Source organism: Amycolatopsis halotolerans (genome assembly GCF_042647905.1).
GTDB lineage: Bacteria > Actinomycetota > Actinomycetes > Mycobacteriales > Pseudonocardiaceae > Amycolatopsis > Amycolatopsis halotolerans.
This window is the reverse complement of sequence record NZ_JBHRWI010000043.1, coordinates 173,425-197,655: the sequence shown is the minus strand read 5'-3', so window position 1 is coordinate 197,655 and position 24,231 is coordinate 173,425. Positions and strand designations below refer to the sequence as shown.

The following is a 24,231-nucleotide window of genomic DNA, read 5'->3' as shown; positions in this document are numbered from 1 at the left end:
GACGGGACGGGCGGCGCTGGATGTCAGAGGCTCGCCGTGCGCCGGGGCAGCGCCATGCTCGCCGCGAGCGCGCCGAGGCCGACCACGATCGAGATGACGAAGATCGTGCCGAAGGACGACCAGGTGGGCAGGGGCGTCCCCGGGACGAGGTCGCTCGCCAGGACGCTGCCCGACACCTGCGCGCCCAGCGTCCCGCCGACCGAGCGCACGACCAGGAGGAAGCCGCTGGCACTGGCCACCCGCTCCGCGGGCACCGACGACGACACGATGTTCATCGCCTGGGTCAGCCCGACGCCGACGCCGAGCCCGGCCAGTCCCGAGGCGAGCGCGAGCATGCCGCCCTCGTACCGGGCCAGGAACAGGATCGCCGAAGACGCCGCGAGCGGCACGCGGGACAGCACCATCACCGTCTTGCTGCCCAGCGAACGCTCCAGCCGTCCGGTCAGGGCCGCCGAGGCGGCACCGGCCAGCCCGAGGGGCAGCAGCAGCCCCGTCGTGGTCGGCGTGCCCCCGAGTCCGTACCCGGCGGCCGGCGGCGCGGTCACCATCGTCGGCAGGGAGAGGAAGACCGCGTACGTCGCCCAGCCGGCCGCGAACGCGACCGCGCACGTGACGAGCACCGCCTTCCCACCGACCCGGAGGGCGACCAACGGCCGCTCGATCGTTCGTGCGACCACCGCGAACACCGCCACCAGGACCACCCCCCGCGCCGGCGAGCACGAGGAACTTCGCCGACGACCACCCCCACGCGGGGGCCTCGGTGAGGGCGACGAGCACCGCGAACAACCCGCTGCTGAGCAGCACCGCGCCCGCCCAGTCGATCTTTCCCTCGCCGGTGGCCGGGGCGGAGGGAAGAACCACCGCGGCCACGATGCCGAGGAGGACCAACGCCGCCAACGGAAGCCAGTAGAGCCAGTGGTAGGACAGCGCGGTGAGCAACGGGCCGGACACCAGCACGCCGGCGACGGAGCCCAGCGCGGACATGCCGATGATCAGCCCGTTGCCGGTCCGGGCCCGATCGGCGGACTGGGTGTCCGGCAGGATGCCGATCGCCAGCGGGACGAAGCCGAGCCCGGCGCCTTGCAGGACCTGGCCGATCGCGAGCAGCCTGATCGAGGTGGCGACGGCGGCGATGAGCGCACCGGCCGCGACCACTGCCCACACACCGAAGAAGACGGCTTTCTTGGTGTGGAGGTCGGCCAGTCGTCCGACGAGCGGGGTGCAGACCGCGCCGGACAGCAGCAGCCCGGTGAAGACCCAGGTGACCGAAGCGGTCGAGGCTCCCAACCCTTGCTGGATCAGCGGCAGCGCCGGGACGAGCATCGATTCCAGCAGGCTGTAGACGAGCACGACGGCACCGAGGACGGCCGCGGGAAACGACCCGGTTCTCTGTCCATTTTCGACGGTGAGCGCGGATGATGACATGCACGGCCTCCCGGAGGAGCGGGGAATTTCGAGTCCACTTCGGCCGGAAGGGGTGCGGTCGCCGGAGCGGATGCACGAGTGTCGCCGCTCACACCGGGCATTCCCTATCCGCGGATGTCCCGTTCCCGCCGGGCCACCGCGAGACATCTGTCGCGCGGCCCCCGCAGGTCCGGGTTCAGCCCATCACGGTGCCCGAGTTCGCGGAATTCCTGGTGCGCCGCCGGGAAAACGCGCCCAGGTCGATCTCCAGACCCGTGCGTGGCGCCCGGAACCGCACCGGCGACGCGTCGTGATCGGCGCCGTTCTCGACCCGGTCGATCAGCTCCGCCAGCACCTGCCCGACCATCGGGGCGTTCTTGAACTGGTTGCCGCTGGTCCCGATCGCGACGTAGAAACCGCCGAGGTCCGTCCGGTCGTAGATCGGGGTCCAGTCGTCCGCCACGTCGTAGACGCCCACCACCCCGCGCGCCCGGTTCGGCACCGCCAGCTCCGGCAGCCGCCGCGCCGCTCGCGTCACCTGGGCCTCGAACACCACCGCCGTCGGGTGGACGTCGACCGAGTCGGGATCGTCGACCCACCGCAACGGGTCACAGTCCGGTTCCGTGCCCCCGACGAGCAGGTCGCCGCCGACCTCGCCGCGGAAGTAGGTGCCGAGGTCCATGTCCGCCACCGCGGGCCCGCGGTACCCCGCCGGGACGGGCACGTGCGCGACCTCCTGCCGCAGCGGGCGCACGCCGACGGTGAAGTCGGCCCCCACCCCGGCCAGCCGGTTCACCGCTCCGGACCACGGCCCGGCCGCGTTGACGACCACCCCGCACGGGATCCGGGTGCCGTCCGCCAGCCGGACCGCCCTCACCCGGCCACCGGACTTCTCGACACCGGCAAGCGTGGCGCGGAAACGGAACTCCGCACCTTCGGCGGCCGCCGCGACGGCCAGGTTGACCGCGGCGAGCGAAGGGTCCGAAACGTATCCCGCGTCCGGGGTGTAGACAGCGCCGAGCGTGCCTCGCGAGTCACCCCAGAACTCCTCGTCTTCGAGACGTTTCGGCGGCCAGTAGCGGCCGGTGTCGATGCCGGGGACTCGTTCGGCCAGTGTCGCGGCATCCCATTCTTCGTACGGCACACCGATTTCGTCGAACAGCGGCAGCCACGACGCGCGCGGGGCGGCGTCGACGTCCAGCATCACCAGCCCGGATCGGCTGAACCGCGCCAGATCGCCGACGTCGTGCCCGAGGTGCCCGGGCCAGGCACGCCAGCCGAAGTGCGCTTCCCACGCCATCGCCACCCCAGCCGTGGTCGAGAAGTTGAAGCGCACGATCGCACTCGACGCCGACGTCGACCCCTGCCCCGCTCCCGGCGCACGGTCGAGCACGACCACCTGCTGTCCGGACCGGGCCAGCTCGAGCGCGATCGACGACCCGATCACCCCGGCCCCGACCACCACCACGTCCACCATGCGCTACTCCTTCGCCGAACGGATTACGTGGCGCCAGTTTCGGGGACGGCCGGGCCGGAACGCAGTCGACCACCGTCGTGTATTCGACGCTTACGACGCGACAACTGCCGTCGCTCGGCACCGCGAAGACCACCTCGAGATCGGAAGAATCGGAAGTCCGCCTCTTCGACGAGGTCGCTGCAGGCACGCAGTCATCCTCCGGACGGCATCTCCTACGAGGCGGAACAGCTCGCTGCGAGCTGACACTCCTTTGTGGACCGTCGGGCGACCGGCGCCCCGACAGCCCGCAAGAGCCAGCGTGCGCCGACGTCAGGCGACTTCGGATCCCAGGTCTTTACCCTCGATGAACCCCTTGAGCCGCACCAGCCCCTCGTCCATCATCTGCTGGGCCCAGGCGAGCAGGTCTTCCGCCGACTGCCCGGGAGGCAACATCGGACCGCGGCTGTAGACGTCGTAGGCGACCATGGTGCCGTCACCGGCCGGGGTCAGCTCCCAGGTCGCGAAACCCATGAAAGTGCCGTCCAATGTGTCGAGACGGATCGTGCGGCGCTGCGCAGGGACCAGCTCGGCGTTCTCGACGTAGTAGAGCGCGACGTCAGGAGCCTCGGGAGAAGCCGCGTGGAACCGCTGCCCCACGGAACCCGTCGGGCCGCCGAGGGGTGTCAGGAGCTGGCCCCTGCGCCAGCCGTCGGAGTCGACGATGTGCGGCCAGATCGCCGCCGCGCCGGCCGCGATGTGCACCTTGCTGTGGGTCAGGAAGTCGATGGTCGCGAGCGGTTCGGTCATGCGGGGTCTCCTAAGTGTGCGGCGCCGCGGTGGCGCAGACCGGTCTGGTCGATGAGGAAGGACAGGCAAACCGAGTCGTTCTCGACGAACACCCGGTAGACGCCGGGATGCACGACGTCGCACTCGATGTCGTGGTGCGACGGCCAAGTCGTCGAACACGTTCTGCTCGCGGCCGGCCACCCGGTGTCGTGCCGCGCCCGGCCGTATTCGCCGCTGCCGCGCAAGGACATCAGCACGAAGACCACGCCTGCTTCGACGAACGGGACGTACTCGCGGGAAACCGAGGCAGCAGCGAGACATTGAACGAATTGTCGAGCCCCGCGTTCTTCGACCTACCCACCGGCTGGTGTCATCCCCAGGCGCTGCATGAGGAAGGCGAGCCAATGGGTCGCGTGGGTGACGGCTTCCGACCGGTTGCTGGCGGTGCCGTGTCCGACGCCGTCCCAGACGCGCAGCAGCACTGGCGCGGTGGTGGCTTCGGAGGCTTGCACGCGCGCGACGAACTTGCGGGTCGGGCCGGGCGGGCAGGCGACGTCCGCGCCGCCTGCGTGAATGTAGAGCGCCGGGTAAGCGACTGTGTCGTCGACGAGGTGGTAGGGCGACATCGTGGCGAGGCGGGCGACCTCTTCGGGATTGTCCAGGTCGCCGTACTCCGCGCTGGCGGCGAACTTGCCGTAGGGCTGGCGGTGGGCGCCGATGACGTCCAGCGGCGGGCATTGCGGCACGACCGCCGCCCAGAGGTCCGGTCGTTGGGTGAATGCGTTGCCCGCGACGAAGCCGCCGTTGCTCCAGCCGGTCATGGCGAGCTGGCCGGTGGCGGTGGCGCCGGTGGCGAGGAGGTGTTCGGCGATCGCGTAGAGGTCGTCAAGGCTGTTTTGCTTGCAGCGGAGGCGTCCGGCGTCGGCCCAGCCGGTGCCGAGGTCGCTTCCGCCGCGCTGGTGGGAGATGGCCAGTGCGCCGCCGGCCGCGACGAACGCGGCGACGGGGCCGGGATACTGCGCCGGCCAGGAGACCCTGCCGCCGCCGTATGCGGTGACGAGCGTGGGCAGCGGACTCGTCCCGTCGGCACCCTCTGGCAGGACGAGGTGATACGGCACCTCGGTGCCGTCCGCGGAACGGGCCCAGCGCAGGGTTGACGTCGCACCGGCAAGGTGTACCCGCGGCGCGCGCAGGGTGTCGATCTGCCCGGAACCCCACCGGTAGCGATAGAGGCCCGGCGAGGAGACGGGGGTCGAGAACTGGAACACGAACTCGTCGGGGTGGCTCTCGGCCGCGAGCGCGGCGTTCGGCATGACGTCGAGCGGCAGGGCTCCCTGGCCGGGCATCGGCACCTCCTCGAGCTCCCGTCCATCCCGGTCGAACACCCAGGCGCGGGCCTCGGTGTCGACCGATCCCGTGACGACCAGCCGGTCGCCGACCAGCCGGACGTGGCTCAGAACCCGCTGTGACTCCCCGACGAGTTCCCGCCACGCGGCGGGATCCGGATCGTCGAATCCGATCGCCACGATCCGCCCGCGGGGTGCCTGGCGGTTGGTGACCGCGACGTAGCGGTCCCCGTCGATGACACCGGCCACGGACGCGTCGAGGTCCGGCACGAACGGGCGCCAGTTCCGTTCGGGCAGGTCGCACACGTACCGGGGGAGCGGCCAGACACTGGTCAGCACGGCGTGCTTGCCGTCAGCGGCGACCTGGACCGTCGGGCCTTCGCCGCCGGTGACCGGCTCCGGCTCGGTCGGCGGTTCCGCGCCGATCGAATGGAAGTAGACCCGGAAGGCGAACGACTCCGCTGACAGATCACCCGCGGTGTAGAAGAAACCGGAGCTGTCCGGCAGCCACTGCGGGGTGATCATCGGACCCATCGTCAGCTGCGGAAGCCGCTCCGGCAGCTGATCGCCAGTTTCCACGTCCAGCAGCCGGATCTGCCCGAGGTCGGAACCACCCTGGTTGACCGCGAACAGCGCGATCCGTCCGTCCGGCGAGGGAACGAACCAGGAGATCTGCCTGCCGCCGTCCCGGGCCGGGTCGTACAGGACGCGCCCTGGACCGTCCAGGCCGTCCGAGATCACAAGCGCGGCACTGTCCGGATAGCCGGGGTCGGGGGTGCGGGCGACACGGAACCAGCGGCCACCGGCGAACTTCGGTGTCGGGTCGACCAGCCAGTTGGGTGAGCCGGTGCCGTCCGCGACGTGCTCGTCGACCGAGGACCGGAGGGCGTCCAGGTGCGGCCACTGCCCGAGGAACGCGTCGGCGAGGGAGTTCTGCGTCTCCTGCCACGCCGCCGTCTCGGCCGAATCGTTTTCGAGCCAGCGGTAGGGATCGGCGAAACTGATACCTGCGACGGTGTCTCGGGTGTCGACGGTTCGCGCCGCAGGATAGGGCAGCTGCGCGTCGGTCATCTCGTCCTCCGTGGGGCTGGTCCGGTGTGGACGGTCGGGGTGGAACCACTCTGCCCTGGCCAGGCCCGGAACGCGATCGACAGATGATGGCTCACCTGCCTGACGCACGCGACAGATGTCGACGAAGTTTTGGGCCGGCGAAAGCCATCGTCGCGCTGTGCGGTCCTCCCGCATCGATCAGTGAGGAGGCCGCGCCGAGGCGCCTGGGCGTTGACGATCGACGGCAGCACTGTCGCCCGAGGCGACGAAGCCGGGGTCGAGCCGACGACGGAAGGACATCGGCTTCAACCGAGGCGCGTGGACGACGGGTTGCGGATCTCGCTCGATCTGCGTGGCCGCGTCGACCTCGAGATGATCTGGAGCAAGGCATGAACGTCACGCACCGCCCCCTCCAGCCGCGATACACCCTGGTCGACCACCACGGTCGCAAGGTCACCGAGCAGGACTTTCCGGGTCGCTACCAGATGGTCTTCTTCGGCTTCACCCACTGCCGTCCCGTCTGCCCCCGCGTGCTGGGCCTTCTGAGCACGGTGCTCGACAATCTCGGGCCGCTCGCCGACCGGATTCAGCCGCTGTACGTCTCAGTCGATCCGGAACGCGACACCCCCAGCGTCATGCGCGCGTTCCTCGAACAGACATACCCGCGGTCCCTGGGGCTCACCGGGAGCCCGGAAGCAGCGGAGGCGGCCCGCGCCGCGTTCCGCGTCTACGCCGGCCACGGAGCGGATCCGGAGGACCCGGAGGGATACGCGGTGCCGCACACCGCACTGACCTATCTGCTCGACCCGGTCGCGGCGTACCTCGCGCACTTCCCGGACATCCTGGATGCGGACGAGATCACCGACCGGATCCGGAAACTGGTCCAGTGAGGCACGTCGGGAGCGTCCGGTCTGGACAGGCTGTTCGCGCGGTTGAGCAAGCTCGGCGTCGGGGCGGCGTCGATCAGGCTGGTCAGGCCGAAGGCATCGGGCACGGTCCGCAGCATTCGGCTCAGCGCAAGTGATGCGACCAGCGAACACGACCGGCGTCGGCGCGGATCAGAATGGCAGTTCGGCGGGCGGCTTCTCGCCGAGCAGGTGTTCGACGAAGTAATCCCACATCAGCGCGCGGACGTATGGAGTGGTCCCGCTGTAGTGGTCGACTCCGGGCCAGATCTTGAGGTCGAATCGCTTGCGCGCATGGATGAGCGCGTCGATCAGCGCGAAGGTGTGATCCAGGCTGACGTTGGCGTCCCGGTCGCCGGACACCAGCAGGAGCTTGCCGCGCAACCGGTCGGCCAGCCGGAGATTGCCGAGGGCGACCAGTTTGCCGGGGTCTTTCGGATCCTCGCTGCCCAAGTGCCAGTTCCAGGCGCCGCGCGGGAGCTTGCGCGCGTCGTGCACACCGGCGGAGCTGACCCCGACGGTGAAGAACTCTGGGAAAGACAGCATCGCGCGCACCGAGTTGTACCCGCCGTAGGAGTGGCCGGTCACGCCGACGCGGGAGAGGTCCAGTTCGGGATGCTGAGCGGCCAGTGCACGGATGGCGGTGACGTGGTCCTCGATTCCCCGCGGGGTGTCGAGTTCTTCCCGCGTCCATTGCCGGAACACGGGATCGCGGCCGGGTGTGCCGCGGCCGTCGAGCACGACCGTGGCGAAGCCGAGGGCAGCGTAGGCCGAGCCGAGCTGGCTCCAGGACGGGTTGCCGCCGCCGCTGAGGAACCCGGTCGGCTGGGTGACGACCTGATAGCCCGCGTACATCAGGTCGATGACCGGGATCCGCGCCGGATCGACGGGGTCCGCAGGCAGCGTGAGCAGTCCCCACAGCGGCGTCTTCCCGTCGTCGGCGGTGACCTGGAACTGCTGCGGGAACACATAGCCCGCGTCGGTCAGCGCGGAGACGTCCGCGCGTTCCAGTTCGCCGATGATCGCGCCGGTCGTGGTGTCGCGCAGGACGATCTCGGTCGGCTTCTCGACAGTCGAGACGTGGTCGACGAAGCAGCGGCCGCTGGGGCTGATCGAACTGTCGGCAGCACCGCCGAAGATCGTGGTGAAGAACGCGATGGCGGGCGCCTTGAGTTCGTGATCGGCCGGTTCCGGCGTGAGCAGTGTTTGGGCGCCGCCGTCCAGCGATGCCTTGTAGAGCCGGCGCCAGTACGGGTTGCCGCCGTCCTCGCCGGTGCCGGCCAGGAACAGCACCTCGCGCCGCTGCTCGTCCACGCGCAGGATATCGCGGACGACGATGTCGCCGCTGGTGATGCGGTGTCGACAGGCTCCGGTGCCGAGGTCGTAGAGGTAGAGGTGGCCCCAGCCGTCGCGCTGGGAGAACCAGATCACCTCGTTCGTCGCGGGCAGCACATGGAGCAGCGGCAGGCTGTACTCGTGGGTGTTGGGTTCGTAGATCGGCTCTGCCGTCTCGCTGAGCGCCACGGTCCGCGCACCGGTACGAGTGTCGATCCGCAGCAGCGCCGCGGTTTTGCCGCCGGTTTCGTGGGCGAGCATGTAGACGAAGCGCTCGTCGGCCGACCACGCGACGGTGTCGAGGTGCGTCATGGCGAGGCCCTCGGTCAGGCCGTCCTCGTCGTCGAAGACGGCCTGGTCCCCGGTCACCAGGTCGATGATCGCAAGTTGAGGAACGCCCTCGGGCTTCTCGTCGATGTGGTGGTAACGGAAGGGATCCAACCGCGGCTTCGCCCGGTCGGTCGGAAGCTGGTCGACGAACGGGTGCTCGGGCATCGAACGCTCGTCCAGCCGCCCGGTGAGAAGGAGCCGACCGGATGGCGAGACCGCCGTGGCCAATGGCGGAAGCGGACGGTCCCGCGCGGCCAGCGGCAGATTCGAACGCAGGTAGTCCGAAGGCGCACCCCACGCGAAACGCGCTTCACCGCCTCGGGTCACCCGGCGTTCCTCGCCGTTCTCATCGCGCAGCCACAGGTCGTGCTCGCGCCGGAATACCTGGGTCTTGCCGTCCGGGCTGCGGAGCGCGGGCTCTGTGGCGGGGACTGCTGAGTCGCCGTCGGGGCCGAGTGCCGCGGCGCGGCCGTCGCCGAGCCGCACCAGGTGCGGCTCGTAAGTGGTGACAGCGATCGTGCGGAGATCGATCTCGGCACCGAACACCGCGCTCAGCCGCTTGGCCAGCGCGTCGCGGTCGAACAGCGGCCGCCTGGTGAAGGTCTCCGGGGCGACCAGGATGTATTCGTAGCCGTCGACTCCGTCGCGGCGGTACCAGAACTCGTCGCCGTCACCGGTCCAATGCGGGACGATCGCACGGTTGCGGACCAGTCCGGGCAGACGTTCGGGTACCAGAGCCAGCGCGCAGCGATAGCGCTCATCCATCATGGGACGCATGGTCGCTCTCCTCGGTCGAGGTCATTGATCTGATCTTGGTCAGCCGCTGTGCTCGGGACCACCGTCATTCGTCACCGCCTGAACTTCCCGGCCGCGACAGTTGTCGATCCCGCCCCGGGCTGTACACGCGACGGGAGTGACACCGGTGCCTCGCGCCGGTCGCCGAAATGCCGGCTGGCTACCGTTTTTCGGCCGACTGCAGAAGTCGGGTTGACCCCGCGCGGGACGTCCACCGAGCCGCGATACGGTCCGCGCTGGCCGACGAGCTCGTCGCCTGCTGATCTTCGCGAGCGTGGTCACCCTCGCGCTGAATGTGGCGGAGCCGCTCGTGGCAGGTCAGTTTGGGAAGGCGGCGTTCGACGCGGTAGGGCCACTTCTGTTGATCGGCTGGTCGGAGGTCGGTTCTGGCCCGGCGAGCAGACGCGGCTCATCGTGCAGTTCACCAGAAGCCGATATCCGCGGACACTCTGCGCGTCCAACTGGGCGTAGGCGCCGCTCGGGCTCGCCACCTTGTCAAGATCGTTCGGACGGAGTTCGAGGAGCAGGTGGCTGCTCGGTGACCTGAGGACGAAGCGGTGAAGGAGATGCAGTGGCCGAGTCGTCGGGCAGGCCGTGCGGCTACCGGTTGCTACGAAATGGACTTCGCCGGCATCCGGGGTTGCAGTTCATGTCAGATCTACCTGCGACGTGGAGGAGTTCATTTTTGGACACTATCTACTGACATGGTGTAGGTTCTGGAGCCATGGGTGAGCGCGATCAAGTGCTGAGGCTGCTCGGCGACGCTGGAGTCCTGGAGGGGATCCGCTGGGCGCAAGGTTCGGCGTATCGCCAGGTGCAACAGGATTTCAACCCGGCTGGCGGGCACGATCAGGGCTGGATTGGTTACAACGCATACAAGTATCTGCTCAATCGTCTGGATCGAGTGTTCCAGTGTGAGCAGTACATGGCACCGGACGGTGAAGAGTCAGTCGGTCGTGATGTCCTGGCAGATGGAATGATCGGTCGTGACTACCAGACCATGCGGTTGCTGCCTCCGGACGCGGTGAATCGCCGGGACCTCAACAACTCGCCCGGGTGGATGGCGGAAGGATGGCGGTGGTTGCTGTCCTCGTACAAGTTCGGCCAGGTTGACAAGATCCGCTGGTCGGAGAAGAGCGAGACCAAGGCCACCGTGGCTCGGCAGCCCCACGGGTGCGACGATGGCGGCTTGTTCCCCATGACGGCGATCCCCGCGCTTGCACTGCCTGAGAATCCCACCGATCGCGAACGTGAGATGCGTCAGACACTCGTGCTCGCTCATGCTATGGATCCGGACACGCTGGAGTTCGAGCTCTTCCTCGGGCGAAGCCGGTGGAATGCCGACGGCGGAAGCGCGTGGGTGTGGAAGCAGAACATGCTGGACTTGCCGCCAGAGCTGGGCAACCGCGGTTCTCGGTTGCAACCGCTGGACCCCACGACTCCCCGAGGCGACGTGGTGGCCGATGTCGAGTTGCGTGTTCGGCGGTCGGCGCGCGACGGAGGCACACCTCGTGCTATTGGTGAGGCATGAGTGATCGGCTGGACGATATCGCCGCGTTCTTCGACGGCGGACGTCTCACACTGGCACGGCAGCTGGCCGGTCTTCGCAAGAACGCGCTGGCCGGACTGATCGACAAGACGCCGACCGCGGTCGCGGGCTACGAGAGCGGGCTTAAGAACCCGGCCCCGGCAACTGTGGCCGCGTTGGCGTTGGCTCTCGAGGTCGACCCGAGCTTCTTCACCGTCCGGCCAAGCCACTTGACTGCGGCGACCACCGCTCCGCACTTCCGGTCGTTGCGTTCGACCAGCCAAATCTCTCGGGATCAGGCGTATGCCTACGGGTGCCTGGCGGTCGATGTCGCCGCTGCGGTCGAACGTCACGTCGAGTTCCCGCCTCTGGACTTGCCGAGTTACCCAGTCGCGACCGACGACGTCGTAGGGCGAGGTCCGGAGGCCGCAGCCGCGCTGCTGCGCAAACAATGGGACTTACCGTCCGGACCGGTCGGACATCTGGTGAGGCTGGTTGAGAACCATGGTGGCTTGGTCGTGTTCAGTCCGATGGACAACGCAACGGTGGATGCCTACTCGTTCGCCACGGCTCAGCGCCCGATCATGCTCCTCAACCCGCTGAAGGACGACTACTACCGGCAGCGTTTCGACGTTGCCCATGAACTTGGGCACTTAGTCATGCACGTCGACGCGGAGCCAGGCGGTCGCACAGTGGAGGACCAAGCCCACCGGTTCGCCGCAGAGCTACTCATGCCGGCGGACGAGATTGCGGACCAACTGCCGAGCAAGGCCGATTGGCGTCGCCTTGGACAGCTCAAGCATTACTGGAATGTCAGCCTGCAAGCATTGCTCTTCCGGGCTCGGACATTGAAGGTGATGAACGACGTCACGTATCGCAACGCGATGTCGACGGTGTCTGCCAGAGGCTGGCGGCGGCGCGAGCCCGGTCCGATGCCACTGCTTGAGCAGCCATCGCTGCTGCCCAGGGCAATCAAACTCTTGGAAGACGAAGCGCAGGTGGACGAGCAGGTCCTGGCTGCCGAATGTCAGGCCCCGCTGGGTCTCTTCAGGACGATCACGTCGCGTGTCCCCACACAGCGGCCCCTGCGGCCAGCGGAAGTCGGAGACTACGCGGGAAGTTCGTCGGGTCCGCGTATCCGCCCTGCCTCGTTGCTCACGATCGAGGAGTGAATCGCGCGAAGGGCTCGCGGCGTCCGCTAACCCTCCGAGCTCGATGTCGCGACCGCCGCTTGGACATCATTGCGGCAGCTATGCCCTTCTGTATCGAAGCGCCCGCCGCCATCGACCACTCCGACCGACTGGCCGTACGAGGTGTTGTCCCTAAGTGACCTCCGCAGTGCGTCTCTGGACGGTGTCCTGCCTGCCGCCGGGGCTCCCTGCTTGTCGCCTCCGTATTGGCGCTCGGGAACCCAACGATGGCCTTGTGCACGGCCTCGATGACCCGGTGCGGAGTGAACTCGTCGGTTCGGTCAGATTCGGACGGGGCCAATGCCGTGCAGGCTGTCGCAGTGGTTACGGGCGTCATCGCCTGCCAGACCTTGCACTTCGGCTTCGGAAAAGTTGTTCTCGACGGGGCCGGATGCGTTGAGGTGTTTGCGGATTTGGTCTGCCTGGTGGGGGTCGAGGTCATTCAGGATGCTGAGGGCTTCGTTCCAGGCGTCCCTGGCCTCGCGCGGCCGGCCGATGTCGTTCAGGACGGTCCCGAGATCGCCGAGAGTCATCGCGTAGTCGTAGGCTCGGTGTCCTGCACACTCCAGGGCGGCGGCCTGCCGGAGGCAGTCGACAGCATGGTCGCTGTGGCCCTGCTGGTGGTAGACCTTCGCGATGCATCGCAGTGGCCAGGCTTGGCCTCCCGTGGCCCCGATCGTGGTGAAGATGTTCAGGCCCTGCTGCAGGTGGGTCAAGGCCTGGTCGAGGTGGCCCATGCCGCGGAGAGCGTTGCCAAGGTTCGTCAGGTTGACGGCTTGGTTCCGTTGGTGGCCGATTTCTCGATAGATACCCAAGGCTTGGCGACTGTGCTCAGCGGCCTCGAGGTATCGCCCCAGTTGGTTGTAGACGTGGGCGAGGTCTCCCAGTGCGGCGGCCTCTCCGAATCGGTGGCCGATGTTTCTCCCGATGGTCAGTGCCCGCTGGTGGTGGACGATGGCGTCGTCGTAGCGGCGTTCCCCCCCCACAAAGCTTCACCGAGATGACCGTGCGCCCAGCGTTGGCCGAGTTGGTGACCGAGGTGCTGGGCCGCGGCAAGACCAAGCCGGTGAACGGCGATCCGGTCGGCGACGTGATGGTGATCGGCCAGGTAGCAGTCGACGGCGTTGGGCAGTTGCCAGCCGACGGTGTGCTGGCCGACCACAGGTGCGCGCCGGACGATGGCCATGAGGTTGGCGTGTTCGGCGGTGAACCATGTGCGGGCATGGGCGGTGTCGGTGAACGTCAATGGGTGGCAGTCGGGCGGGCGGGGGTCGATCGGGATCTCGGGGTGTTGCGGATAGAAGGCGAATAGGGCTGCATGGGCGGTGTGGAGGTACCACTGGAACAGCCGCCTGGTCGCGTCTTCTCGTTGTCGGTCTGGTTCGTCGGCGGACCGTTCGGCGGCGTAGTCGCGCAGGAGGTCATGGAACTGGTAGCGGTCGCGTCCGGTCTCGGTGAGCAGGTGAACCCCGGTCAGTACTGCGAGCAGCCGCTGGGTGCTGGCGGTGGTGGCACCGGTGAGGGCGGCGGCACTCGGGAGGCTGATGCTGGACCCGGGGTGCAGGCCGAGCAACCGAAATACGTGGGCGGCCTGGTCGGGCAGGGCGTGGTAGGACCAGGAGAACACGGTGCGCACGGCAGCGGTCTCGTCGTCGTCGGCGGCGAGCACGTCCAGCCGGTCGTGCTCCCCGGCCAGTTCTTGCACGAGATCGGCCACGGTGAGGTGCGGGCGGCTGGCGATCCGTTCGGCCGCGATTCGCAACGCGAGGGGCAGGCAGGCGCAGGACCGGACCAGTTCGGCCGTCGCCTGGGGTTCGTGGTCGGCGCGCGTGTGCCCGATGACCTCGCGGAGCAGGGCGCATGCCTCGTCGGGGGTGAGGACGTCGAGGCTGATGCGGTGCGCGCCGTCCCGGGCGATGAGCCCGGATAGTCGGCTGCGGCTGGTCACCACCACCATGCAGCCTGGTTCGCTGGGCAACAGCGGCCGGACCTGGTCGGGAGCCGCGGCATTGTCCAGCACCACCAGCATCCGCCGTCCGGCCAGCACCGACCGGTACAAGGCCGCCTTCGTGTCCACCTCCGGCGGGATCCGTTCTGCGGGCACGCCGAGAGCGCGCAGGAACGAGTCCAGGACGTGGTGCGCGGTCAGCGGCGGGCCAGAGTCGTAGCCGCGGAGATTGACATGCAACTGCCCGTCGGGGAACTGGTCTTTCACCCGGTGCGCCCAACGCACCGCCAACGAGGTTTTGCCGATCCCGGCCGCGCCGGCGATCGCGGAGATCACCACCGCTGACGGCCGCCCAGCCCCGGTGTTACCCAGCAATGTGTCCAATATGCCCAGCTCGGCGTCGCGGCCGGTGAAATGGGTGACCGCAGGCGGCAACTGCCGGGGCCGCGGAATCTCCGAGGAACTACTCGCGTGGACATGAATGCCGCCGGCAACGTCGCGAGCCTGCACAATCTGCTCCGCGCCGCCTACTACAGCATTGACGACCTTTCCCGCTGAGTTCTCCTCGTGGCCCATGAGTTCCCTCCTCCGCCCGGGTTTTAGGGTGACAGCGCGACGCGGTGCGCGGTAACGAAAACACCCGATTAGCTGCCTCTCCCGCGGGGACCGCGTGATGGGGGGCGAGGGCTGACGTCGGCGGTGTACCTCGCCCAGTCTCCGGTGGAGACGTGCTGCCACGCGACGCCGAGGTGGATGCCGGCCATGCGGGCCAAGGCGGCGGGGAGTTCGGTGGCGAGTTGGGACAGCGCGATGGATCGGGTCTGGCTGGGGCGGAGTCCGAGTTTGCGGAGGCGTCGGCCGAGCCGGTCGACGCTGACGGGAGCGGCCCGGTTGTCCACCGAGGAACAGCCAGGGCGAGGTTCCGTGCTCACCGATGGTGGCGTGGCCGCGCCGGATGGCGACCAGCACGAATGCCGAACCGGGGCCAGATCACGATGCCACGGCCACAGCTGCGGAAACATTACGATCTGCGTCGTGCGCCGTCATGCGGAAGGCCAACGCAGGCGAGGATCGGAAACGGATCAAGAAGAATAGCTATGCCGAGTATATATCATGCGCTTGATTAACCGATTTTGCTGGAAAGAACTGTGTTCTTCTCAGGCTAAAGCCAAAATGATCGAGCTGTCAACGCGCGTAGTAGTCATGGGGTTGCTCAACGACTGCGAGGAGCGGAACCACGTTGTTCGTGCGTGTCCGCTCCTCGCAGTACCAGACAACTCGGCAACAGCGGCTCCTTATTCTGAGCCGCCGGTGTCGTTGTATCGCTTGGTTACGGTGAAAGCCGTGTTGGCCAACGTCGAGCCGATGGGTGTTTGTGTCCAGGACTCCAGTTGCTCTTGGCTCGTGGTGAGCTTGAACAGTGCGACGACGTCGGTGATGTTTGGCCGCTCGGCGAGTACGCAGCGGATGACGGGCTCGCCGTGCGAATCCAGGGGGTAGCCCTCCTCGTCCCTTTTGTCTACCTCCCACCGGTCAATGGCCACACCCCACTCCACGCGGTTGTACTTTCCGCTAGGCAGCGGAGCCTCCACGTTCAGGAAGAAGCCGTCCGGGTCCTCCGGTTCCGCGGTGATCGACAGATCGTCCAGCTGGAGCCGAAGGTCGCCGATGTCGAGCTGCGCGGCGATGTCGAGCAGCAGTCGCAGATCGGTGATGGCGTCGTCGAGTTCCTGGCCGGTGGCGTCTGCTTCGAGACGGTCCAGGAGCTTGCGTTCTAGGCGGCCGAGCCCGCCCCATCTACTGTCGTACGTGACGAACGGATCCTCGAAGTCCCAAGCGCGCCGCGTTTCGTCGTCGGGAACCTCGATTCCCTCGGTGTATTCGGCCAGGGCGGCGAGGAGCCAGTGAGCCTCTGTTTCCAGTTCCGCGTCTATGGCCGTGCGGATCGGGGCCGGTACCGACGCTGTCGCATCGTCAAGGTCTGTCAACGCCTCGTGGAGCAGCCACATCGCCTGCTCGTACCACAGGCTGTGCGTGCCTTCGAACAGGCTGGCGCGCGAATCACGGTCGGTCAGCGCGGCGAGGTGCCTCTCCGGGTAGTGGTTGTAGCCGCTGCCGCGCATGTCGTACACGCTCACCGGAACCGATGCGCATGCTGAGACCCGGTTCAGGGCATCGACGATCGGAGCTGCTGTCGTGGTGGAATCCACGCTGGTCAGGGTGGAAGACACCACGCCGCTCGGTACGCGGTAGCTGGCCAGGACCTGAACCTTCCCCCGCTGGGGATGCTGAGAGTAGATGGTCATCGTCAACGTGCCCTTCCGATCAACGTCCCCGCTGGACACGTTGACCTGGGGTAAGAGGGAAACGAGTAAACAGCGGTAGCGCGGGTGCGATCCCACGCTCCTTGCTGCTCAGTGGAAGTCGGCGGTTGTTCAGGCACAATCCCGAACCCCTTGCCTGCTGGCGACGATAGCCGAACCGCGGTGACTCGACAACCGCCTGCGGCCTTTCGGACCGGCCACTCCGCCTGCACTGCCGCCGCTGGACCGTTGCTAGCTGGCGCACGCGGGCGGGGTGCAGTCGCCAACAGCACCGCAGTGACCGAAAGCCGGGCGACGCGCTGCTCGGATTGGTGGTGCGCGGGGGAGCCGCGCAGTAGTGAGAACGACTGCGGAGGAGTTTTCGCTGACCCACAAGTGCCCACGTCTGATCGGGGAGGCTGGCACTCAGGCAACGGGTGGGCCCGTCAACAGCAGGACTTCCGCGACTCCGGCAGCCGCGCAGGCGTCGGCAGACCGGATCGCGCCGTGCACCGACCGCATCTTCGTCCTCGCGGGTCTTGTTACACCGGCCCCCGGCGTCCAGGCCGCAAGACCGCGCCGCCGTCGAACGGAGCAGTTGGAGGACACGGCGACGTCTGTCGGCAGGCAACCGAACCGGTTCCGCATCACCGAGGAATCCCGGGAAGGTTGGCCGAACCTCCGTCAAAGAACCCTTCGGCGTGAGCCCGCGCCAGGGCGACTTGAAAATGCGCATTCTCCCATCCTTCGCAGACCAGGGCCATCCGTGCGTAGGCGGCCCGCAGGTGCTCGGGCTCGAACGGCCGACGTCGCCCCAGCCGTCCGGGCCGGTTGCGCTTATCCGGTCGGGGCTGAACTCCAAGGGCTCGGCTGGCTGTCATGATGGTCTTGTCCAGTACGAGTTCCGGGGTGGCGTGCAGCACCTGGTTTCGTTCCTCGTCGAGGACGTTCTGTGCCTCGTCAAGCCATCGTGCTGCTGAGGTGTGCGCATCGCTCTCCGCCCAGTGCTTGAGAGTTTGCCGTGCGAGCGTGACGTATTGGTCGACCGTTCCCGACGGAATGACCTGTGGGGAAATCGCGTAGCACACGCGGAGGATGGCGGCTTCGAGGTGGAGCCCGATCCAGGTGAACCGGCCAAGTTCAAGCAGTGTCTCGTCGTCTGGGTTGAGTTCCATCACTTGCCCACCGTGCAAGTGGCCGTGCTGCTGGCGGAGAGGCCGCTTGTGTCGGCCGCGGGCAGGCCGCCGTCTTCGGCGACCACCTTGCCGGCCGTGTCCTTGACGACGCACGACGCGCCGTTCGGCAACGTCGACTCGACGGTGAGCGTGAAGCTGCTGGCGTGGATCGTCTGGGTCGCTGTGCCGTGCGAGACGTCGATGGTGCTCATAGCGGATCCGATCTCGGACCAAGCCGCGGAAATATTGCCGTAGACGCTGACCTGGTAGTCGGCGGGTGCACGGTCACTGTTCGCGCGGACGAGCAGGACAACGCCGGCCGCGACGGCGAGGACGACGGCCGCGATCACCGCAACGACGGGATTCGTCAGTGCGGACTTTTCAGCGGTCTGAGCCATGGCGCGGTACCCCTTCGGTGTGGGTTTGGGGTAGGTCGCCTGTGGTGCTGGGTTTGTTGCCGGCGTATCCGAATCGCTGCTTTGCAGCGGGTCTTTGCACTGATTGCTGAGGACCGATCGGACGCAGCCCGGTCGCGTCCGCGGAAGTCTCTCGCCTGGCGGAGACGAGGCCGACTTGGAGCACGCATGGTCCCAGCCTTGGTTTGAGACCAACGGGAAGGCCAGCGTCGCTGACGAAGCACAGTCGGTGGTTCCGGTGCTTTGCTAACCGGTAGAACGGTTACCGTTGGCCTGACGCGTGCAGAGCAGTTACAGACGCTCGTCATCTGGACCTGCGGCACGGTGAAGCCTGCTTGCTGGTTCCCGGGCCTATCGGACGCGGTTGGCTTCAGTGAAAGCGAATTTGATCGACGCTTGGCTGATGATCATCGGCACGGAGCGTGCGACTGAAGAGTAGCGCGTCGATGACGCAAGCAAGCTGCCGCGAGAAAGTCCGCTGTGAGGCCCCGACGATGCTGCGGCTCGTGCTCTGCTTGCGGATCAAGCCACGGCAGGGCCGGGGGCGGCGATGATGCGTACGGCGCGCACAGTCTCAGGGTGCAGAGTCAGCCAAGGCTCAGCGAAGCGGTCAGGTTCCTGTCCCGGAACTAAACATTGGTCGCTGTTGCAGAAGAATACGCAGCACACGCCGTCGGTTTGTGCGCTCGGGTAGAGGATGCCGTCCACTTTCGTCGTAGACACGAATCGCAGATACTCGGTGATCACTTGTGTGGGCACGTATTCGGTGTGTTCGCGGCCGTCGAGGGCGATCGGCTGGGCCAGATCGCGTGCGAACTGACGCAGGAAGGTCAGGTCGTAACGTTCTGGGGTTCGGCCGGATTCGGTGTACAGGCTCGGGATTCTGGGCAGTTGGGTGAGGTCGAGCAGGGTCAGGTCGCGTGCGGTCTCGAACTCGCCCAGGATCGCGTAGCACATCGGCAACGGCGATCTCCGGTTGGGCACCGGCTCCGGATGCGCATCCGGCGGTGTACCCGCATGTCTACGGGGGCGGTGGCCCCACGCCGCTTTCACCTGACAACGTTCCATGGCAACAGTTTCCGCCGGCCTGACGGGCAATCTGATCTGGACTGGTCAGGTACAGATAAGCAGAGCAGACGATCGCTGCTGTCTGGCGAAGCTGCGTGGAGAAGGCCGCGAACTGCCAAATCGCGGTCTGCGCCCGGTGCCGGGGGCGTGCCAGCTCGGGTCAGCCCCACCTCACACCACCTCCTCCATCAAGCTCGGGCAGCCATTTGCGCCCAGGCTATGTCGCTCTGGCTCGGTCAGGACGCGGACTTCTCATTGGCCTCGTTGAGGAAGCCCAGCCAGGTCAGGAGCCTGACGCGGTCGACAGTCTCGCGCTCGGGTATTCGGTAACGATCCGCGACCTCTTTGCGGGCGGTGTCGATGAGGGCCCACAGCAAAGTGTGGAACGCGTGCGGATCGGGTGCGGGGTCCAGGACCGGAAGCGGCTGTTCGGAGAGCCATCTGTCGACGACGACTTCGGCGGCGCGCAGGCATTCGAGGGTGTCGGTGCTGCGGGCATGCTGGGCCCCTTGCCTGAGGTAGCACAGGGCAATTTCGATTCCTTCGTCAACGGCGACCTCGAAGCAGAACACTGCTTCGGGAGTTACGGGCCGACGGGGGTGGACCCCGCCCGCGCCGACAGGCAAGGCTTCGACCGCCGATCGAACGTCTGCCGCGCGCAGTGCGTTGCCGAGAATGGCCCGTGCGCGTTCGAACGGGCTGACCGGGACGGCGTGCGGCTCGCGGTCGAGGTCGTCCAGCGCGGTGCCGAAGTCCCGGGGTGTTTCGTTCGAGTCCGGGAGCAACGCGGAGGGTACGCCGACTGTCGCCGCAGCGGCGTCGATCTTGTTCTGGAGGATGGCCATGAGGTGCAGCACGACGTCTAGCGCCGTGTCGGGAAGAACGGTGTAGCAGTGCACGGTCGGGCGTTCGGCGTCGTACCGGTCGAGGCGGCCGATGCGCTGTCCGAGCGCTTGCGGGTTCCAGGGCAGGTCGTAGTTGATGAGGATGGACGCCTGCTGAAGGTTGTGCCCTTCGCTGAGCTGGTCTGTGCCGATGAGGAGGTCGTAGCGGTCAGGCGGGTGGGCGGCCCGCACACCGGAGGCTGGCCGCGCTGCTGTGCGGGGGACGAACTGCGCGATGGTGGCGAGCAGCGCGGACTTCTCCAGCGGTGGTAGCGGGGCGGCGGTTGCGATGCGTCCCTTGAGCACAGCCAGTCGCGGCTCGTTGTCGACTGCGTGCTGAAGTTTGGCGTGCAGGTCTACCGCGGTTTGCCGGGACAACGTGAGGATAAGGATCTTATGCCCGGGAAAGGTCTCGGTCAGCGTGCACAGGAGTGCGCGCAGCTCGGCGAACTTGGTGTCCTGGCTGACGGCCTGCCGGGCCAGCGAGGCGAGCTGCGCGAAGATGCGACGGTCGTGTTCGAGGTCGGCGCGCAACCGCGCCACGTCGTATTCAGCAGCTGGTCGGCGTTCGTCGGAATCGCTGTTCTCGATCGCTTTGACGAGCTGATCGAGGCGCGCGTCCGTATCCGTATCTGTTGAGCCAGCCATCCGATCGTCGAGCATGCCGGTCTTGATGGCGTGGACGAGTCGGCGTCGACGGCGTGGTCCGGGTGTCAGGACCCAGCCGCGGTCGAGACAGCGCAGAGCGAACGCGTAGTTGTCACGCATGTGCGTAGCGGTGGACGCGAACGCCGCTGGCGAGGATTCGAGTCGCTTGAGCAATAGGCATTTGATGAAGGCTGAGATCGGCACGAAGCCTTGAGCGCGGACGAGGCGGTATTCTTCGGCCCGGTAGGCAGCGAGGGTCAGCGGTGGCGTGCGCGGGTTGTCGCCGCGAAGCTGACGCAGTTGTCCGGCAGCGTCCGCGAGATCGCCAGCCCCGAGCCCGTCCAGGACGTCTCCGACGAGTTCGCGATGTCGCAGGGCGAGACGGTAGAGCACCCGACGGTGGATCCGCTGGGGGAAATGGCTAGTGCTCTCCGGATAGAGGCGCTGGATCAAAGACCGGCTACGCCGGACAATCCGGTCGTCAAGGGCCTGGTAAAAGCCCTGCATCGTCGGCCCGGCCGGGCTGTGGGCGGTGGGTCGCCGGCACACCGTGTACAGCCGGAATGCTGCAGGAGAACGCCCCTTGCGACGGCGTGCGGTGGTGGCTCGGGTTGCGACCCAGTGCGGTTCGAGAGACCGATCCGCGAGGCAAAGCAATTCGTACAGGTCGAGTCCGGCGTTGTTGACCGGGGTGGCGGTGATCAGAACAGTTTTCGGCGGGCAGGGCTGATGTGCGATGACTTGGCGAAGCGCGGAGTTGCGGAACCGTTCGGGGTTCCGCAGGTGGTGCGCTTCGTCGCAGATGAGCAAGCCGTATTCGCGCCAGCCGGTCTCGTTCTCCTCGGCGCTGCGCACGTCTTGCAGTAGCTTGTCGTAGCTGATCACGTCGCAGGGCACGAGATGCTTGCGGAGTTCGTCAATCCACATGCCGCGTAGGTTCGCCGGACACACGACGAGTGTTCTTCCCCAGCCTACGTGGGTGCCGTGCAGGGCGATGGCGATAGCTTCGTCGGTCTTGCCGACGCCGACGTCGTCGGCAAGGAGCGCACCTTCGTGCCGATCGACGATGTCCAGCGCCTTGGCGACGGCGTCGCGCTGCCACGGCCGGAGGTCCATTGCGGAGCGGTGGTCAACCTGGCGGCCGAATACCTGACTGAGCATGGCCAGATAGACGAGTTCTGGCCGGTACGGGACGAACCGGCGCTGGATCGCAGCTGCCAGGTCGTAGGGCTCGGCTTCCTCCCACCAGGCCCCGATCAATTGTCCGATCAGCGGAACAGCACGGGGATGGGTGACGCTGGCGAGTTCCCGGTTGACCCGGAAGCCCAGCAGGCTGAGATTGGCCGAACCCACGAGGGTCTGCACTTCAGGAACGACTACACCTTTTGCGTGCATCGTCCGTCTTTCCTCGCGACGACACTCAACCGGCGGCGCGGCGAGCAGATCGGAGAGTTCCAGCAGCGCCATGCCTTTTGCTCTGCTCACGGGAACTTGGTCGATCTCGGCGAGTAGTGTTGATTCGGCATTACGAAGCCAGCGCGCAAGATCTTCGTCGCGGTAGGCAGATCCGCCGTCGGCGATCAGGACTACGGACGTCTCCGGGGGGCTGACGCCGAACAGAAGCCTCAGCGGTACTTGTTCGCGCCTCAGCCGGTGCAGGGCGGGCAGCGCTTCGAGCAGGCCGCGGATACTCAGATAGCCGGTGAATAGTGTGACCGGTCCGGGTGTGCTGCCGGCGAAGTCTTCGAGGAGCGCCCGCAGTCCGGTGCCGATCGTGGCACCGGACTCATTCACCAGGACAAGATCGCGCTTTCGGCGAGAGTGCCCGGTCATTGGCCGAAGGGGAGCATCGGTTCGGGCGGTTCGCGCAGAGGCCCGACGTCGCGGAGGAACCGGTTGATCCGTTGTGCCAGCACGGGGGTGCGGTTTTCCAGCAGCCAGTCGGCGACCTCGGCCGAGGACAGCGCACGTGGTGGTGCCGGGAGACAGTGCGCAGCAAGCTGTTCGTCCTCAGGCTTGAGTTCGTGGATGGCGTTGTACGTCCATCCGCCGAAGCTGGCGATCTTCTCTGCCGTGTGGTCGGTCATGAGGGTGTAGTGCGCCAGCAGCCCACGTTTGGGATCCAGGCAGAGCGGACGCAGCCGCAGATCGGAATGCGGATAGTGCAGATCCCCGTCGCCGAGGTCTCGCGTCGTCCCGATGGGGTGCGCGGCGGTGAGGGCATACAAGGATCCGTTGCTGCCGAAAGTGGATCGTTTGAGCGGTATGGGATGGAGGTGCTGCTCGGTGATTCGGTTCGGTTCTCCTGCGGGGACAAGTGCCGCCATCAGCGCTTGTATCTCCGCGTAATTGCCGCCGCCGAGGACGGCTTCCAGGCTCTTGGAGAAGAGACTGGGGCGGCCGAAGAACAAGTTTCCGGCGACCACGTGGGTGACCCAGCGCATTGAGAATTCGTCGGTGTCGGCGTGCGGTATCCGGTCGAACAGAGTCATCAGGACTTCGACGATGGCTGGTGTCGACACTATTTCGTCATGGACGAGACCGTGGGTATGGAGGTATCGCAGCGTGCATTTGCAGGTGTTTCGCAGTCGTTGAGCTGCTTCTTGGACGAGATCTGGGTCTGCGCGCAGCGCGTTGCCGCGTCGCTGCTGCGGCGGCAGCATCCGTTGCACTACGTTGTTCGCTCGCCGCCGGGTGAATGACTTGTTCAGGTGATAGCTCGCTGCCTCGCACAGTGCCGGGTCCACGTACTCTCGTAGCAGGGGGCCGAATCGCGTGGCAAGCAGAGATAGTTCCAGCTCCTCCTGTCGAAGCGACATCTGAGTCGACCGGCTGTTCCTGCGCTTAAAAGCCAAAAATGCATCATCGATCTGACCGGGCATCCATTCGATGGGAAACTCCGCATCCAGAATGGCTTTCACGAAATGGTCGAATTCCAGGACGGAGGTCTCGGTGGCGGGAAACCCGGACTCTCGGATCAACGCTGGCATAGTGCGCATTTCGCTCGCCTGAAATAGATCGGACACCAATACTCGGGGTCCGCGCTGATTCCGCTCCGCGACGACCGCGCGACCATCGGATGACATCGTTGCCGAGACGCCCAGCGTGTTGCCGCCGCAGGCTGACCACTGCTGCTCGTTCATCCACGGCGGGCGGATGCCGAGTGCGGCCAGAACGGCTCCAGTGCGCTGCTGGCCGTCGACTATCCACCAGATGGCCGCGGAGCCGGTTCGATACCTTCCGTTTTGCGGTGTATGTCCCTGCTTGGGTGCCCAGAGGAGTAATGCTCCCAGCGGTATCTCGCGGGACGCCGAGTCGATCAGATCGCGAACCCACGCTGGGTCACGACTAAAAATACGTTGAAACTCAAGGACGTCGAAATCTCCGTTGCGCGCATGAGCGACGACGTCGCTGATCTTCATGCGTTCGATCCCAGGATGAGTCATGAGAGCGCCTCACTTCACGAGAAATCGACTGCGATAGTACAATCGCCGATTCTCGCGGGGAAGCGGTTGCGGGGAAGACTGGAAATCGGCACCGTCAGCGGGGTTCTGTCGGCGGTTTTGCCCGCTTTCGGGCCCCCAAACGAGCAATTCCGTCGCCGCAGCAGGGGGCAGTGGTCGCGGACCAGCGGCGCTTTCTCTCAGAATGCCCAGGAGAAGGC

General features: G+C 66.7%; 17 protein-coding genes and 2 pseudogenes. 4 read left to right on the top strand and 15 right to left on the bottom strand.

Annotated features, from left to right (window positions below):
* Positions 1 to 23: 23 nt before the first annotated feature.
* The 6 genes and pseudogenes from ACFORO_RS32930 to ACFORO_RS32905 all read right to left on the bottom strand — a co-directional run.
* Positions 24 to 848: pseudogene (locus ACFORO_RS32930) on the bottom strand (hypothetical protein); the annotation flags it as partial.
* Positions 787 to 1,323, bottom strand: a pseudogene (locus ACFORO_RS32925) (MFS transporter); the annotation flags it as partial. The pseudogenes ACFORO_RS32925 and ACFORO_RS32930, both read right to left, overlap by 62 nt.
* A 277-nt stretch (positions 1,324 to 1,600) precedes the next feature.
* On the bottom strand, positions 1,601 to 2,881 hold the full coding sequence (locus tag ACFORO_RS32920; protein WP_377873510.1) for an NAD(P)/FAD-dependent oxidoreductase: 1,281 nt from the start codon (positions 2,879 to 2,881) through the stop codon (positions 1,601 to 1,603).
* Between the two features lie 309 nt (positions 2,882 to 3,190).
* Positions 3,191 to 3,667: an SRPBCC family protein gene (locus ACFORO_RS32915; RefSeq protein WP_377873509.1), complete on the bottom strand. Its 477-nt coding sequence runs from the start codon at positions 3,665 to 3,667 to the stop codon at positions 3,191 to 3,193.
* On the bottom strand, positions 3,664 to 3,912 hold the full coding sequence (locus tag ACFORO_RS32910; protein WP_377873508.1) for a hypothetical protein: 249 nt from the start codon (positions 3,910 to 3,912) through the stop codon (positions 3,664 to 3,666). The genes ACFORO_RS32915 and ACFORO_RS32910 overlap by 4 nt, the downstream gene beginning before the upstream one ends.
* 87 nt (positions 3,913 to 3,999) lie before the next feature.
* Complete coding sequence (locus ACFORO_RS32905; RefSeq protein ID WP_377873507.1) at positions 4,000 to 6,063, bottom strand: prolyl oligopeptidase family serine peptidase; 2,064 nt, start codon at positions 6,061 to 6,063, stop codon at positions 4,000 to 4,002.
* 210 nt (positions 6,064 to 6,273) lie between these two features.
* Between ACFORO_RS32905 and ACFORO_RS32900 the strand changes: the two genes are divergently transcribed.
* Both ACFORO_RS32900 and ACFORO_RS32895 read left to right on the top strand, forming a co-directional pair.
* Complete coding sequence (locus tag ACFORO_RS32900) at positions 6,274 to 6,435, top strand: hypothetical protein (protein WP_377873506.1); 162 nt, start codon at positions 6,274 to 6,276, stop codon at positions 6,433 to 6,435.
* Complete coding sequence (locus tag ACFORO_RS32895) at positions 6,432 to 6,932, top strand: SCO family protein (RefSeq protein WP_377873505.1); 501 nt, start codon at positions 6,432 to 6,434, stop codon at positions 6,930 to 6,932. Before ACFORO_RS32900 ends, ACFORO_RS32895 begins: the two co-directional genes overlap by 4 nt.
* A gap of 168 nt (positions 6,933 to 7,100) precedes the next feature.
* On the opposite strand, the gene ACFORO_RS32890 is transcribed toward ACFORO_RS32895, so the two are convergent.
* Positions 7,101 to 9,389: a S9 family peptidase gene (locus ACFORO_RS32890; RefSeq protein WP_377873504.1), complete on the bottom strand. Its 2,289-nt coding sequence runs from the start codon at positions 9,387 to 9,389 to the stop codon at positions 7,101 to 7,103.
* A 742-nt stretch (positions 9,390 to 10,131) separates the two neighbouring features.
* Here ACFORO_RS32890 and ACFORO_RS32885 point away from each other — a divergent pair.
* Both ACFORO_RS32885 and ACFORO_RS32880 read left to right on the top strand, forming a co-directional pair.
* Complete coding sequence (locus tag ACFORO_RS32885; RefSeq protein ID WP_377873503.1) at positions 10,132 to 10,938, top strand: hypothetical protein; 807 nt, start codon at positions 10,132 to 10,134, stop codon at positions 10,936 to 10,938.
* Positions 10,935 to 12,107: an ImmA/IrrE family metallo-endopeptidase gene (locus ACFORO_RS32880; protein WP_377873502.1), complete on the top strand. Its 1,173-nt coding sequence runs from the start codon at positions 10,935 to 10,937 to the stop codon at positions 12,105 to 12,107. The genes ACFORO_RS32885 and ACFORO_RS32880 overlap by 4 nt, the downstream gene beginning before the upstream one ends.
* A 299-nt stretch (positions 12,108 to 12,406) precedes the next feature.
* Here ACFORO_RS32880 and ACFORO_RS32875 read toward each other — a convergent pair whose 3' ends face one another.
* From ACFORO_RS32875 to ACFORO_RS32840, 8 genes are all read right to left on the bottom strand, one after another.
* The gene (locus tag ACFORO_RS32875) at positions 12,407 to 13,111 is read right to left on the bottom strand and encodes a tetratricopeptide repeat protein (protein WP_377873501.1); all 705 of its coding nucleotides are present in this window, start codon (positions 13,109 to 13,111) and stop codon (positions 12,407 to 12,409) included.
* Positions 13,057 to 14,649, bottom strand: coding sequence for an ATP-binding protein (locus ACFORO_RS32870; RefSeq protein ID WP_377873500.1), 1,593 nt, complete (start codon positions 14,647 to 14,649; stop codon positions 13,057 to 13,059). The genes ACFORO_RS32875 and ACFORO_RS32870 overlap by 55 nt, the downstream gene beginning before the upstream one ends.
* A 719-nt stretch (positions 14,650 to 15,368) precedes the next feature.
* Entirely contained in the window at positions 15,369 to 16,379 is a 1,011-nt protein-coding gene (locus ACFORO_RS32865) for a hypothetical protein (RefSeq protein WP_377873499.1), read from the bottom strand.
* A gap of 644 nt (positions 16,380 to 17,023) precedes the next feature.
* Positions 17,024 to 17,554 (bottom strand): hypothetical protein, encoded by a 531-nt coding sequence (locus ACFORO_RS32860; protein ID WP_377873498.1) that lies wholly within the window; start codon positions 17,552 to 17,554, stop codon positions 17,024 to 17,026.
* Positions 17,551 to 17,949 carry a hypothetical protein gene (locus ACFORO_RS32855; RefSeq protein WP_377873497.1) on the bottom strand — a complete coding sequence of 133 codons (399 nt, stop codon included), beginning with the start codon at positions 17,947 to 17,949 and terminating at the stop codon, positions 17,551 to 17,553. The genes ACFORO_RS32860 and ACFORO_RS32855 overlap by 4 nt, the downstream gene beginning before the upstream one ends.
* A 540-nt stretch (positions 17,950 to 18,489) precedes the next feature.
* A complete protein-coding gene (locus ACFORO_RS32850; protein ID WP_377873496.1) occupies positions 18,490 to 18,924 on the bottom strand; it encodes an RES domain-containing protein in 435 nt (144 codons plus the stop codon).
* A 347-nt stretch (positions 18,925 to 19,271) separates the two neighbouring features.
* Positions 19,272 to 22,400 carry an SNF2-related protein gene (locus tag ACFORO_RS32845; RefSeq protein WP_377873495.1) on the bottom strand — a complete coding sequence of 1,043 codons (3,129 nt, stop codon included), beginning with the start codon at positions 22,398 to 22,400 and terminating at the stop codon, positions 19,272 to 19,274.
* Complete coding sequence (locus ACFORO_RS32840) at positions 22,397 to 23,989, bottom strand: GmrSD restriction endonuclease domain-containing protein (protein ID WP_377873494.1); 1,593 nt, start codon at positions 23,987 to 23,989, stop codon at positions 22,397 to 22,399. The genes ACFORO_RS32845 and ACFORO_RS32840 overlap by 4 nt, the downstream gene beginning before the upstream one ends.
* Positions 23,990 to 24,231: the final 242 nt, after the last annotated feature.

Bases quoted from the DNA above. Each gene is read 5' to 3' on its own strand.
- ACFORO_RS32920 (WP_377873510.1), bottom strand. From the start codon at position 2,881: ATGGTGGACGTGGTGGTGGTCGGGGCCGGGGTGATCGGGTCGTCGATC.
- ACFORO_RS32915 (WP_377873509.1), bottom strand. From the start codon at position 3,667: ATGACCGAACCGCTCGCGACCATCGACTTCCTGACCCACAGCAAGGTG.
- ACFORO_RS32905 (WP_377873507.1), bottom strand. From the start codon at position 6,063: ATGACCGACGCGCAGCTGCCCTATCCTGCGGCGCGAACCGTCGACACC.
- ACFORO_RS32895 (WP_377873505.1), top strand. From the start codon at position 6,432: ATGAACGTCACGCACCGCCCCCTCCAGCCGCGATACACCCTGGTCGAC.
- ACFORO_RS32890 (WP_377873504.1), bottom strand. From the start codon at position 9,389: ATGCGTCCCATGATGGATGAGCGCTATCGCTGCGCGCTGGCTCTGGTA.
- ACFORO_RS32885 (WP_377873503.1), top strand. From the start codon at position 10,132: ATGGGTGAGCGCGATCAAGTGCTGAGGCTGCTCGGCGACGCTGGAGTC.
- ACFORO_RS32880 (WP_377873502.1), top strand. From the start codon at position 10,935: ATGAGTGATCGGCTGGACGATATCGCCGCGTTCTTCGACGGCGGACGT.
- ACFORO_RS32870 (WP_377873500.1), bottom strand. From the start codon at position 14,649: ATGGGCCACGAGGAGAACTCAGCGGGAAAGGTCGTCAATGCTGTAGTA.
- ACFORO_RS32865 (WP_377873499.1), bottom strand. From the start codon at position 16,379: ATGACCATCTACTCTCAGCATCCCCAGCGGGGGAAGGTTCAGGTCCTG.
- ACFORO_RS32855 (WP_377873497.1), bottom strand. From the start codon at position 17,949: ATGGCTCAGACCGCTGAAAAGTCCGCACTGACGAATCCCGTCGTTGCG.
- ACFORO_RS32850 (WP_377873496.1), bottom strand. From the start codon at position 18,924: ATGTGCTACGCGATCCTGGGCGAGTTCGAGACCGCACGCGACCTGACC.
- ACFORO_RS32845 (WP_377873495.1), bottom strand. From the start codon at position 22,400: ATGACCGGGCACTCTCGCCGAAAGCGCGATCTTGTCCTGGTGAATGAG.
- ACFORO_RS32840 (WP_377873494.1), bottom strand. From the start codon at position 23,989: ATGAAGATCAGCGACGTCGTCGCTCATGCGCGCAACGGAGATTTCGAC.